At 43.0% G+C, this 13541-nt stretch carries 10 protein-coding genes, 4 tRNA genes and 1 pseudogene; 8 read left to right on the forward strand and 7 right to left on the reverse strand.

Features of this window, described 5'->3' with window-relative positions:
• Window position 1: 1 nt before the first annotated feature.
• From ftsI to EC846_RS12515, 4 genes and pseudogenes are all read right to left on the reverse strand, one after another.
• Window positions 2-1835, reverse strand: a pseudogene (ftsI, locus tag EC846_RS12500) (penicillin-binding protein PBP3).
• 10 nt (window positions 1836-1845) lie between these two features.
• On the reverse strand, window positions 1846-2184 hold the full coding sequence (locus tag EC846_RS12505) for a cell division protein FtsL (RefSeq protein ID WP_005227681.1): 339 nt from the start codon (window positions 2182-2184) through the stop codon (window positions 1846-1848).
• A 2-nt stretch (window positions 2185-2186) separates the two neighbouring features.
• The gene (rsmH, locus tag EC846_RS12510; protein WP_123775348.1) at window positions 2187-3107 is read right to left on the reverse strand and encodes a 16S rRNA (cytosine(1402)-N(4))-methyltransferase RsmH; all 921 of its coding nucleotides are present in this window, start codon (window positions 3105-3107) and stop codon (window positions 2187-2189) included.
• A 197-nt stretch (window positions 3108-3304) separates the two neighbouring features.
• Complete coding sequence (locus EC846_RS12515; RefSeq protein WP_123775349.1) at window positions 3305-4300, reverse strand: sulfate ABC transporter substrate-binding protein; 996 nt, start codon at window positions 4298-4300, stop codon at window positions 3305-3307.
• A 405-nt stretch (window positions 4301-4705) separates the two neighbouring features.
• On the opposite strand from EC846_RS12515, the gene EC846_RS12520 reads away from it, so the two are divergent.
• From EC846_RS12520 to EC846_RS12550, 7 genes are all read left to right on the forward strand, one after another.
• Entirely contained in the window at window positions 4706-5011 is a 306-nt protein-coding gene (locus EC846_RS12520) for a hypothetical protein (protein ID WP_004776077.1), read from the forward strand.
• A 104-nt stretch (window positions 5012-5115) separates the two neighbouring features.
• Window positions 5116-6624 carry a glutamate--tRNA ligase gene (gene gltX, locus EC846_RS12525; protein WP_004776078.1) on the forward strand — a complete coding sequence of 503 codons (1509 nt, stop codon included), beginning with the start codon at window positions 5116-5118 and terminating at the stop codon, window positions 6622-6624.
• A 58-nt stretch (window positions 6625-6682) separates the two neighbouring features.
• Window positions 6683-6758, forward strand: a tRNA-Ala gene (locus EC846_RS12530).
• 63 nt (window positions 6759-6821) lie between these two features.
• Window positions 6822-6897, forward strand: a tRNA-Glu gene (locus tag EC846_RS12535).
• A 111-nt stretch (window positions 6898-7008) separates the two neighbouring features.
• Window positions 7009-8415, forward strand: coding sequence for an amino acid permease (locus EC846_RS12540; protein WP_123775350.1), 1407 nt, complete (start codon window positions 7009-7011; stop codon window positions 8413-8415).
• 211 nt (window positions 8416-8626) lie between these two features.
• Window positions 8627-8702: transfer RNA gene (locus EC846_RS12545), tRNA-Glu, on the forward strand.
• A gap of 96 nt (window positions 8703-8798) precedes the next feature.
• Window positions 8799-8874 (forward strand) — tRNA-Glu (locus EC846_RS12550).
• 56 nt (window positions 8875-8930) lie between these two features.
• Here the strand turns inward: EC846_RS12550 and EC846_RS12555 are convergent.
• Both EC846_RS12555 and EC846_RS12560 read right to left on the reverse strand, forming a co-directional pair.
• Window positions 8931-9866 carry a hypothetical protein gene (locus tag EC846_RS12555; RefSeq protein ID WP_005260009.1) on the reverse strand — a complete coding sequence of 312 codons (936 nt, stop codon included), beginning with the start codon at window positions 9864-9866 and terminating at the stop codon, window positions 8931-8933.
• A gap of 173 nt (window positions 9867-10039) precedes the next feature.
• On the reverse strand, window positions 10040-11659 hold the full coding sequence (locus EC846_RS12560; protein WP_123775351.1) for a hypothetical protein: 1620 nt from the start codon (window positions 11657-11659) through the stop codon (window positions 10040-10042).
• A gap of 218 nt (window positions 11660-11877) precedes the next feature.
• Here EC846_RS12560 and EC846_RS12565 point away from each other — a divergent pair, with 218 nt between their 5' ends.
• Complete coding sequence (locus tag EC846_RS12565) at window positions 11878-12216, forward strand: hypothetical protein (protein WP_005260013.1); 339 nt, start codon at window positions 11878-11880, stop codon at window positions 12214-12216.
• A 338-nt stretch (window positions 12217-12554) separates the two neighbouring features.
• Here the strand turns inward: EC846_RS12565 and EC846_RS12570 are convergent, their stop codons facing one another.
• A complete protein-coding gene (locus tag EC846_RS12570; RefSeq protein ID WP_123775352.1) occupies window positions 12555-13493 on the reverse strand; it encodes a cation diffusion facilitator family transporter in 939 nt (312 codons plus the stop codon).
• Window positions 13494-13541: the final 48 nt, after the last annotated feature.

The following is a 13541-nucleotide window of genomic DNA, read 5'->3' on the forward strand; positions in this document are numbered from 1 at the left end:
TCTACCTACGGATTGGATTTTATAGAAGTATCAAGTGGCTTATCTAAAGGCACGTTGAGGAGACGCAAAGACTCCTGCATCATACGCGCAAATACTGGGGCAGCAACCAGACCACCGTAATAACGACCTTGCGGGTTTTCGACCACAACAATCATCGCCAGACGCGGATCACTGATTGGCGCAACACCCGCAAACAGAGCACGATATTCACTGTTCGAGTAACCTTTACGGTCTGCACGTAATTTATGTGCTGTCCCTGTTTTACCGCCCACGCGATAACCCGGAATCACCGCCTGTTTCGCAGTACCGCCCGGCATGGTCACTTGCTCAAGCATGGTAAGTACTTGGTCGGCAATTTTAGGTTCGAGAACTTGTGTGCCTTCTGGTGCTTTGTCCAGTTTGCGCAAGCTCAATGGCATTTGCACACCATGATTCGCCAACATGGCATAGCCTTGCGCCACCTGTAAAATGGTCGCATTCAGACCATAACCGTAGGCCATAGTTCCCAACTGCGATGGGTTGAGCTTGCTACCTGAATAAAGTAGACCCGCACTTTCCCCTGGGAATTTAACGGCTGAACGATGACCAAAACCTGCGCGTCTAAAGAAAGAAGGTACTGTATCTTTAGGCAGAGACAATGCGATCTTGGCTGAACCCACGTTTGACGATTTAATAATGACACCAGATACGGTCAACGCACCATAGTTATGCGTATCACGAATCGTATGCCAACCTAAACGCATTGAACCCGGTGAAGTATTGACGATGGTATTTGGTGTGTATTTGCCACTTTCCAGAGCCGCTGCCACCGTGAACGGTTTCATGGTCGAGCCCGGCTCAAACATATCAATCGCACCGCGGTTACGCATTGCATCTTTATTGTTGAGACCATTTTTGTCATTCGGGTTATAAGATGGCCAACTGGTCATCGCCAGAATTTCACCCGTTTTCACATCGACCGCAATCGCCGTTGCTGAACGTGCATTGTTGGCAACACCAGCTGCCGTAAGCTCGCGATACATGATGTATTGCAAACGCGAATCGATACTGAGCGTGATGTTCTCGCCAGACTCAACTTCTTTAATGACTTCAGAAACCTTAAGGCGATTACCTTTTTTATCACGAATGATTTTTTGCTCACCATCGACACCAGAAAGCTGTTTATTCAACTGCATTTCCAGACCTTCAATCCCCACCCCTTCACTATTGGTCAAACCAATAATCTGTGCATTGGGTTGCGGTTGAGGATAGTAACGCTTATAACTTTTTTCGGCATATACGCCCTGAAAGTTGCGTTTAATAATCAGGTCAGCCTGCTGTGGCGGAATTTCTTTTTGTAAAACCAAATAACGTGAACGTGGACGTGCCTGCATTTGTTTCTTTAAATCGGCACGATCTATACCGACAGCATCCGCCAGCTCATTCAGATTCAGGTTTTTATCTGGCAATTGACGTTTTAATTTACGGTTATTCGGGTCTTTTTTTAGCTCAGCAGTAATTTCATCAAACTGCTGTTTGGTTTCCCAATAATCTCGTGGGTCGATCACGATTTTCATGATCGGGGTACTAATCGCCAAAGGCACACCATGGCGGTCACTGATCACCCCACGCATCGCCTCAAGACGTTCGGTACGCAAAATATTGGCATTGGCTTTATTCTGTAAAAAGTCTTTATTGACCACTTGAACATAGAATGCCCGTGCAACCAACACGACAAAGCAAAGCAATACCGTGCCCCAAAGCAAATAAAATCGCCACATGTCCAAAGCAAGTGTTGGTCTTTCAGAAATCGACTGCTGTTTTTTTCGTATTGGTTTGCTTCTCTTATCTGCCATACAGCATGCCTTATTTATCTTGCTTTGAAGTCATAGGTAAAGAAATCACTACAGTTTGCGTAGCGGGTGGTGAGAACATACGGAGTTGTGTCACTGCCCGAGAACCAATCTGGGCAGTCGCACCAAAGGTTTGTTGCTCGATCAGCAAACGCCCCCACTCTGCATTCAGATCATCTCTTTCACGCATATAAGCGCTTAAGTCACGATAATCATGACGATATTCAAAGACTTGAAACACCACCATCATTGCACTGGTAAATACCAATGCAACGAGCACAGCATAAACAACAACTTTTTTCAGTCCCTTTTTGCTGCTTGGTAAAACGTCGTCATCATTCTTGTTGTTCATTCTCAGCCTTTTTGCTCTAAACGCTCAGCCACACGTAGCCACGCACTACGCGAACGAGGATTTGCTTTTACTTCTGCTTCACTCGCACGAATACGAGAAACTTTCTTTAAACGTCGAGTATCAACCTGTGCTTGAGGCATACCCCAGCCTGAATCTTCGGCCAAACTCGATTCTTTTTGAATAAATTGTTTGATTAAACGGTCTTCTAGTGAATGAAAGCTAATCACGGCCAATTGTGCGGTTGGTTTTAACAGAGCAACCGCTTGCGGCAAGAATGTCTCGATATCGTCGAGTTCTTTATTAATCGCAATACGAATGGCCTGAAAAGTCCGCGTTGCCGGATGCTTATGCTTTTCCCATTTTGGATGTGCTGTTTTAACCACTTCTGCCAGTTGAGCTGTTGTTGTCATTTCACCTGCCAGTTTAATGGCTTTGGCAATGCGGCGGCTATAACGTTCTTCACCATATTGGTAAATAATGTTTGCGAGTTTTTCTTCTTCTATATCCAGTAGCCATTCTGCAGCGGTTGGGCCTTGCGAATTATCCATACGCATATCCAGTGGGCCATTTTGCATAAAACTGAAACCACGTTCGGCTTGGTCAAGCTGCGGTGATGACACCCCTAAGTCAGCCATAATGCCGTCGACTTCGGTAATACCAATATGGGCAAGTTCAGCCTGCAAATCTGCAAAGCTGGCATGAATAATTTTAAAACGCGGATCTTCTTGTTCTAATTGTGCTGCAACTTCAAGCGCTTGAGGATCTTTATCAAAGGCATAAACACGTGCATTTTGGTCTAGTTTTGAAAGTAACAACTTGGTATGTCCACCACGACCAAAGGTCGCATCGACAAAAATACCAGTATCGCGACCTGCCAATACGCCATCAACGGTTTCATGAAGTAAGACAGAAATATGCGACATAAGAATTGAATCAACAGCTGAAAATGTAACTGCACATTATCACCTTGTTTTACGCCAGCACCAAACGACTTTTTGTAGAGAATTCTTAACTTTTCATAGATAAAACCGTTTTCTTGTCATTTTTCATGCAATAAAAAAGCAAACACCTTGGGTATTTGCTTTTCAATCTTTTGTGTTGATCTGAATGAAGACGAACTTTACGGTTTTTCCGCATAAATCTGGTCAAAAATCGCACCATTTACAAAATGCGTTTTTTGCGCTTTTGCCCAGCCGCCAAACACGTCATTTATATTGAATAATTTGATCTTTGGAAATTGTTTGGCATATTTGGCCGCCACCTGAGGATTACGTGGACGGAAATAATGTTTAGCTGCCAGCTCCTGCCCTAAAGGTGAGTAAAGGAAATTTAAATACCCTCGCGCCAATTGACGGTTGCCATTCTTATCTACCGTTTTATCCACGATAGCTACAGAAGGCTCTGCCAGAATGGAAATTGAAGGATAAACGATTTCAAATTTATCTTTGCCTAAACCTTGTGTTGCCAATAAGGCTTCATTTTCCCAAGACAACAACACGTCACCAATGCCACGCTCGGCAAATGTCGTGAGAGAACCGCGCGCACCTGAATCCAGAACTTTGACATTTTGATAAAGTTTTTTCACCAATTCCCGTGCTTTGGCATCATTACCGCCTGGCTGTTTCAAGGCATAGCCCCAAGCCGACAAATAGATCCAGCGAGGCGCACCACCTGTTTTCGGATTTGGCGTAATGATCTCTACCCCATCTTTAGTTAAATCATTCCAGTCACGAATATTTTTAGGATTGCCTTTACGTACCAGAAAAACCACGGTTGAAGTATAAGGCGCAGAATTATCTTTAAACTGTTTTTGCCAGTCTTTACGGATTAAACCAGCATTGGCAATTTCATCAATGTCATTTGCCAGTGCTAAAGTCACCACATCGGCCTGCAAGCCATCAATAACTGAGCGGGCTTGTTTACCTGAACCGCCATGAGACTGTTTAAAATCAACCTCCTGACCTGTTCTTTGTTTCCAGTATTGACCAAAGGCCTGATTATATTCTTGATAAAATTCACGTGTAGGATCATAAGACACGTTTAAAAAAGTCGCTGCGGCTTGTGCCATCCCATTTAAACCCAAGGCCAACAATGCCGCTGCAATCACTGTTTTCATTTATTGTTTATCCAGTCCACCCCATTTGTAACCACTATATTTATTTAAAAATAATTTACAATCAGTCGGTTATATCAATAAATTTATTACTTTGCAGTTTTTAAGCTAAGTTCAAAACCCACTGACTGATTTAAAAGTAGGCCGATGTGGACTTGTCCTTTAAAATGAGAAAAATTATCATTCTCCACTTTTTCTACACATTTGCTTGCTAAATTGCGCTTGTATACAAAGTAGCCATATTGCTATAAATGTAGATAAGGATGTGTCAAATTTTAATATTTTTGTAAAAAGTGTGACGTAGTTCTACTTTTTTATTAAGATTTATGTTTAAATCGTATTATTAAAGCAATACTATAGTAGTTTGGTTAGTCTTGTAGACTCAAATTCAAGAGGGGAATGTTAGCGATGCCAACATTAAAATTGAAGAAAACAGCATATATAAGCTTATTTTTGCTATGTTCTGTTCAAGCTGGACATGCAGCAGCAATTAAAGAAAGCAATAACATAAAAACGCTTGATAAATCATCTTCAAGCTTAATCGTCAAAGCACTGGATCAGCAAAAACGCAATACAACGATGCTGCCTTCAACCGATGACGAATTAAAAATGTTAAATACGATTCGTACTACACCAACGCAGACTTTTTTCGCGAGTCAACATGAGCGTTTTTCACGTTTCGTTCAAACCATATTCCAGCCGCATACCTCATAATTTTTAAATATGTGCCCCTCACATGTTTAAATGAAGCCTAGTCATGTTGTGACTAGGCTTTTTCGTTATAATAGTTTCAATTTTAATTTAATCTCCGATAATTTATGAAAGTCCGTACCCGTATTGCCCCTTCTCCTACAGGTTTTCCACATGTAGGCACCGCTTATATCGCATTATTTAATCTATGTTTTGCTAAGCAGCATGGCGGCGAATTCATTTTACGTATTGAAGATACGGACCAACTTCGCTCAACACCAGAATCTGAAAAAATGATTCTGGATTCTTTGCGCTGGTTAGGTCTGAACTGGTCTGAAGGCCCAGATGTGGGTGGCCCGCATGCACCTTACCGCCAGTCAGAACGTATGGGAATTTATAAGCAATATGCGCTTGAGCTGGTAGAAAAAGGCCATGCATTTTATTGTTTCGCAACAGCAGAAGAATTAGATCAAATGCGTGCAGAACAACAGGCACGTGGTGAAACACCAAAATATGACGGTCGCGGTTTAAAATTATCAGAAGAAGAAGTGCAACGCCGTCTTGCTGCGGGTGAACCTCATGTCATCCGTATGAAAGTACCTGAAGAAGGCATCTGTAAAATCAATGATTTACTCCGTGGTGAAGTCGAGATTCCATGGGCACAAGTCGACATGCAAGTGCTATTAAAAACAGATGGCTTACCAACGTATCACCTTGCGAACGTGGTAGATGACCATTTAATGGAAATCACTCATGTCTTACGTGGTGAAGAATGGTTACCGTCTGCGCCTAAGCATCAGTTGCTTTACCAATATTTTGGTTGGGACATGCCAACACTGTGCCATATGCCATTGTTGCGTAATCCAGATAAATCAAAACTCTCTAAACGTAAAAATCCAACATCAATCAACTACTATCGTGACATCGGCGTATTGCCAGAAGCCTTGTTGAACTATTTAGGTCGTATGGGCTGGTCAATGCCGGATGAACGCGAAATCTTTACCTTACAGGACATGATTGAGAATTTTGACGTGCAACGTGTTTCTCTTGGTGGCCCAATCTTTGATGTTGAAAAACTCAACTGGCTGAATGGTCAGTGGATTAAAGGCCTGACGCCAGGACAACTGCTAGACCGTTTATTGGCATGGAAGAGTGACCGTCAAACACTTGAAGATATTGCAGCTGCCATTCAGCCGCGTATCAACCTACTCTCTGAAGCAGTGAACTGGGCAGGTTTCTATTTCAACCATATGCCACAAATCAGTAAAGAACAGTTCGAAAGCAAAAAACTGACGGAAGAACAGGTTCGTCAAAGCCTACAGTTTGCGATCTGGCGTTTAGAAAGCCAATTCACTTGGAATAATGACACGGTCAGCCAGACACTGATGGATCTTGCCAATCAGATGGAAGTTAAACTACGTGACTTCATGCCTGCATTCTTTATCGCCATTGCCGGTTCAACCAGTTCGACGCCTGTGATGCAAGCTATGGTTACACTTGGCCCTGATTTGACCTTTGCCCGTTTACGTCACGCACTCGAAATTGTGGGCGCACCGAGCAAGAAAGAACTGAAAGCTTGGGAAAAGTTAAATGAATCACTAAAATTGCCGAAAAATGATGCAAATAGTGAGACTTAATTCAGTTTAATGATTGACGTGTGAGCGCATTCCCCCTAATATTGCGCTCACACATTCTGGGGTCATAGCTCAGTTGGTAGAGCGCTACAATGGCATTGTAGAGGTCAGCAGTTCGATCCTGCTTGGCTCCACCATCGTTTCGAAATACGAAACGAAAGCAAGAGTTATGCTCAAGTCATCCGTGTGTTGCCTCATCTGTCCCTATCGTCTAGAGGCCTAGGACATCGCCCTTTCACGGCGGTAACCGGGGTTCGAATCCCCGTAGGGACGCCATATTCTATACTCTAATAATTATATTTTTCTCACAATCTTGCCTCAAGCAGATTGCACATTTTCGAATTTTACATAAAATAGCCGCTTCTCTATGCTTGGACAAATTGTCGTATGCAATCTTCCAACTCAAATGCGAATTCAGAACCAAAAACGCTAAAGCGTGCCATGAGCACTCGCCATTTAGTCATGCTTTCTTTAGGTGGCGCGATTGGTACAGGCTTGTTTTTAGGTTCTGGTGAAGTTATCGCTCAAACTGGACCTGTGGGTGCAATTATTGCCTATATCCTAGGCGGTCTGATTGCCTATATGGTCATGCTCTGTTTAGGTGAACTTGCAGTACATATGCCTGTTGCTGGATCTTTTGGTGCATACGCTCAAAAATATATTGGTCCAGGCACAGGTTACATGATTTCGTGGGTGTACTGGCTCACCTGGACAGCAACTTTAGGTACTGAATTTACCGCTGCTGCCCTACTGATGCAGGAATGGTTTCCACATATTTCCATGTGGATCTGGACTATTATCTTTGCCGTCACGATCTTGGGGCTAAATTTAACCTCCACCCGCATGTTTGCCGAGTCTGAATTCTGGCTCGCCTTGGTCAAAGTGGTCACAGTTATTGCCTTTATTATTCTCGGCTTAATGGCAATTTTTGGTCTTATTCCATTCAACGGTTATGAGTCTGCACCACTCTTCCACAACCTGACTGCACATGGCTGGTTCCCGCAAGGTTTAATTCCAATTTTCACCACCATGTTGATCGTTAACTTTGCCTTCTCAGGTACAGAGTTAATTGGTGTTGCGGCGGGTGAAACCAAGGATCCTGCTGAAAATGTGCCAAAAGCAATCAATGCAGCCATCTGGCGTTTATTGATTTTCTTTGTGGGTACTATCATTGTAATCAGCGCACTCCTTCCTTTCCAAGTTGCTGGCTTAGGTGGTGAAGGTGTGAGTAGCAGTCCGTTCGTGACTGTGTTTAATTACATTGGTATTCCTTATGCCGATGACATTATCCGATTCGTGATTATCACAGCGCTTCTTTCTGCTGCCAACTCGGGTCTGTATGCTGCATCACGCATGATGTGGTCTTTATCAGATCAGCGCCAACTGCCAAGTGTTTTCTCTCGATTGTCAAAGAGTGGTACGCCAATCATTGCATTGGTCGTCACCATGTTTGGTGCAATTCCTGGTTTATTATCAGAACACTTTGCGCCTGAGACAATCTTCAAGAATTTACTCGGGGTTGCTGCATTCACTATGGTGATTGTGTGGATGAGTATCTGCTGGAGTCAATTTAACTTTAGACGCCAATGGTACAAGGCAGGACATACCGCAAAAGACTTAAAATTTGCTGCGCCGCTTTACCCGATTGTTCCGATCCTGGGTTTTATCTTCTGTTTCATTACAGGGCTAAGTATGGCAGCCGATCCTGAGATGCAAGCAGGCTTTATTGGTTGTTTGCTGTTTATTGCAGCATGTTATTTGAGCCATTACATTTTCTATCGTAATCGCAAATAATCAGATCACATAAAAAATGCAGCTCAGGCTGCATTTTTTATGTCTAAGGAAAACCCTATTTTTCATATTTTTTAGCTTAACTGCTTATTTTTGATTATTTATTCCACGATATGTTTTATTTTTAAACACTTGTTTGGTTTTTTTAATTTTTCTTGAGAAAAGTGTTTGACACCCCACCCAATTCAACCTAATATACGCCCACCTCTGAAACGTCCCTATCGTCTAGAGGCCTAGGACATCGCCCTTTCACGGCGGTAACCGGGGTTCGAATCCCCGTAGGGACGCCACTAAATTCGAGGAAAGGCAAAGATAAATCATCTTGCTGAGAATTTAGGCTTACAAGAGATATGTTTCATATTCTGTAAGTAAATCTCCTCCGATAAGTCCCTATCGTCTAGAGGCCTAGGACATCGCCCTTTCACGGCGGTAACCGGGGTTCGAATCCCCGTAGGGACGCCAAATTCTAAAAAGCCACTGCATTGACAGTGGCTTTTTTCTTTTCTACTTTTGCTTTCTTAATCTGTGCCAATGCCGACCTGTACTTCCAAACGACCCGATTGCACGCGTAAACCACGGATCTCAAACTGATCAACCAGTTGCTGTACCAGTTCACGACTTTCTTGCAAAATATTCAAACCCGGCAAAATACTAAAATCTGTCAGACTTAATAGTTTATCGACCATCCACGAACGGTTATTAATGAAATCGATAAAGCCTGCCTCCTCCAGATCGATATACCACAGGCGATGGCCTTCTTTTTGAATCCCTGGGACATCACGAATCAGATGATTAATCAGAAAAGGAATCGGTAAAGAATTAATCAGTTCAAAACTGGCATTGCCCACACGACGTGCCGCCCAGTTGGTGAGCGTCCCGCCATGACGGATCTGCAAATCAAGATGTTCATCGACCTGACGTAAGCGTAAATATTTTTCTTGTCCGATGCGGCATTCCAAGACATTAAATTCGAGTGAAAGCCGATATAAAAACCGATGGTAATGTCCATCAAGTTCAATATGAAAACGATCATTGCCGCATTCAATTTTAATATCATCAATCTCTGAGCGATCCATGCGCTTGCGAATCTGGTTATTCAGCAGCATTTCTGGCAAGTATAAGGTAAGACTACTTTTGCCCAATGATGCTCTTGCCATCGCCAAAGCTACTTGACGTGCAGCCTCACTGGTTTCTGAGACCATATCCCGAACTGTATTGCGCATCCCTTCCACACCACGCTTGGTATGATGCGTCACCTGATCCAGCGCATCTAAAGCAGCATCCGCCACACCTGCGATATTGCGTGAGGTGTCACTGGCAAATTCAACGGCATCTTGTGCGTGTTGCAAGGTCTTATTGATGAGTCGACGTGATAATGATGGTTTCACACCAGATACCTCTGTATCTGCTGGCATAATATCGAACATCGCCTTTTTATCATCTTGTCGATTCAAGATGTTCTCCCTCTTCCCTTTCTTACTGGCTCATTTCTTATGAGCAACGATCTGCTTTCTGAACTTATTCGACGTTTTTCTGTAGATTATCATGCCCTACAAGACAATTTGCGTATTTTTGTTGCACAGTTTCATTTATTTCGGCCACTGATTTATCTCCTGATCACATGAATTTAGTCATCATCTGGGTTCATTGGCGTTGCAGCTTGAACAGGTTGTAGTATCTGCGTTTGACTTAAACGAATACGCTTATACTGTTCCAATGCCAGCTCAATCTGTTGCACTTTTTGTTGGGCAGATGCCAGCTCAAAATTCGGTAATTCTCGCAATGCCACCCAAGCCACCTGCATGTACTCAAACGTATTGCCCTTTTCCAATTTGGGCTGCATCCAGCTCGCAAGAACCTGTACTCGCTGCTGCACCTCAAACTGTAATGCAAATAATCCACTACTTAATGCGGTTTCATCTAATTGCAGACATAAAGCATGGATCTGTTTAAACAGGTGGTTCTGTTGTTGAAGATAAGGGGATAAAATTTCCGTATAAAACCAATTTGCAAAAGCAGTCATCTCAGTCACCACATGATCACGATTGGCATATAGAGCATCGCGTTCTGGATGCTGTTTATCCAACCGTACTTCACCTAAATACGCCATCAAACCGTGTTGCAGAATGAGCTGAATATTTTGAGAACCTATTTCATGCTTGCGTTGCGGTGTGCTCTGCTGAAGCCTTTCCATCAATTGATCATATTGAGCAGGCTCTATCAATAATTCCAGAATTGTGGGCTGCTGTTGCATCAGTTGCCATAGGGACTGAAGTAATGAAGGGTCCTGCCTAAATGTAAGATGAGACGATTTTCCCAAAGAATGTTGTAAAGCATTCTGCATCGTCTTCGCCTGAGCCAAGCCCGCCAACACGCTGTGCTCGGTTAAAAGCTGTGGTGCGCTGGCGATCACCTCCTGACTAAAAGGTAGATGATGTTCCCGTCCACCCCATATGCCATTTAATGTTTTTCCCAAAGCATTTAAGCTGCGCCCAACATCAGCCACCATAGTGGTTGCTGTCGCCCGCGTCTGTAGAATGGATTCAGGTAAGAATAGGCTGACTGCCTGCTGTAAGATGTTGCAATATGCTTTTTGATCAATCGGTTTCTGATATCGCACCAACAGATCAATCGCATACTCGATATCGCTGACCTGAGATTGATATTCGGGCTGATTACGCTTGAGTAAACATTGAAGATACGCATAAAAAGCCACTTCATTAAATTGAGATGATTGTGCTGCGGCCCATTCAAAATACTCAATCGCCTGCGTATATTGCCCTGCACCTGCATAAGCCTTCGCAAGCGCATTGGCATGCGGTGCGCACGGATAATGTTGCTGAAAATAGTTTAATAGCCCAATTTTCGGTTGCTGATCCAGACATTGATCCAGCTGACGTAAATAAGTATTGATTTGCTGTTGGGTTGGTTGTCGGATTATAAAATTAAGCTGATACATCAAGCATTGCTCATACCAGCCATATTTGCGTGCGTGAGCGCTATAAGCCTCAATAAACTCGTCTTCAATGAGCTGAATCAACTGTGAGGCATAGAGGATGTCTTCATCATTTTCATGATGAAATTTCCATTGCTTGGGCAAAGATATTTTAAAAAGCCGCAATAAAAAATTGGCGCTCAGATCTGGGCTTTCCGATGTCACCAGCATCAACTTATCTTGTGTAGAAAGATGCTGTGCTCCCTTCTGGATTCGGGACAAGCGTAACTTTAAAATTTTGGTGGGTAACATGCGTATCCTTTCGCATTATTCAGCCAACTCATCCAGCAAATTAACATGACTGTCGAAGCTTTTGCGACTAGCTTTAGACGAGCTGTAGCCCAATATTCCCAATCCTCATCACGAAGGCTCAACGCCACAAATAAGTAAAGTTATGTATTTGAATCGCTCAGCATTTTTGCTTTTACATAAATTTCGCTAAAATGGACAAAACAGAATAGGAACCCTCTATGCAATACCGTTGCCCTAAATGCCAAAGCGTGAAAATTATGCCTGCGAGTCAGGGTGCCAACAGCCCGCGCCCGAATGTGCCCAAAAGTCTGGTGCTTTTAGTGCCTGCGATTTTTATCTTATTGTTTTTGGTGCTGATCAGCATTGGGATGTGGATTTTCGGTAATGGTGCTGGACAAACCCTCCAAATCGCAACGGTTGTGGTTTTTGCAGTTTGTGTGATTGCAGGGGTTTTATTCTGGCGTGATCTTCCAGATTTCAAAATTTCGATGCAAGCCTTTATGCAAGCACAAAAGCATTGGAAATGCCGTGACTGCAACCATGAATGGCAGAATTAATCATTAGCCAATCCGTCGTTTTTTATTTTTAACAAATTAAAAAATAAATAGTTACAACGGAGCCATGTTGAGTTCTCATCCTATTTTAGGATTAACCTTCGGTTCGACCTGAGAAGCGTTTAAAGCTTCGCAAGTATTTCGGGATGAAGAGCGCGCCTCCACAAGGGCAACCACCTTGCGCAGCTGCGCTACTCATGCAAAACCTGTTCACTTCTTGCATTTAAATATTGCAAAAACCGTCCATTTCAAATTCTATTCAGGTTGTAGATGACTCTTCCAAGTTTCATATTTTATGCTAGGTTTAGGTCAATTATCCCTAAATGAAGATTCACATCAGCCTAATGCTGGTGTGAATGACCATTGTCCTCAGCATGTTGATGCGTATGTTCGCAATTCATTTCTGCATCATCTTCAATTTGTAGTGTCACCTCGGCAATACCATGTTCATGCGATAGCATCTCGGTTGCAGTACGATGCAACTGGTTACGATCTACATTCGGTGCAAACAAATGTACGGTCAGATGAATATTCTTTGAGGTAATCGCCCAGACTTTTAACTGGTGAATACTTTCCACCCCTTCCAGTGCCAGCAAATCATTACGTAGTTTCTCGACATCGACTTCCTCTGGTACACCTTCTAACAGAATATTGATACTCTGTTTGAGTAAGATCCACGTTCTTGGCAAGACCCAGAAACCAATCGCAACAGCAATAATGGTATCGACCCAATACCAGTTGGTGAAATAAATAATCACCGCACCAATAATGACGCCGACTGAACCCAAAGCATCGCTCAATACTTCTAAATAGGCACCTTTCATATTCAGACTTTCAGAAGCACTCGACATTAAAATCTTCATCGAAATCAGGTTAATCACCAGACCGATTGAAGCCACGATCAACATGCCCAAACTCTGGATTTCAGGAGGTTGGGTAAAACGCTGATAGGCTTCATAAAGAATATACATCGCCACAAAAAACAGCATGGAAGCATTAAATAATGCCGCCAGAATTTCAAAGCGTTGATAACCAAAGGTTCGCTTATTGTCTGCTGGGCGTTTGGCAATCTGGATCGCTGCCAATGCAATGGCCAGTGCCGCTGCATCGGTAAACATATGCGCTGCGTCAGACAGCAGAGCCAAACTTTGAGTGATTAAACCTGCAACAAATTCGACAATCAAAAATGTTGTGGTCAGCACCAATGCAATCGTAAGTTTTTTGGCATTACCTTCAGTAACAACTGCATGACTATGGTCATGCCCTTGATGTCCACTCATGTTGGACTCCTTATAATTTTTAAGTTCAACTTTCTTTCTACACTATCT

This window comes from Acinetobacter sp. BIGb0102, assembly GCF_003815055.1.
GTDB lineage: Bacteria > Pseudomonadota > Gammaproteobacteria > Pseudomonadales > Moraxellaceae > Acinetobacter > Acinetobacter vivianii.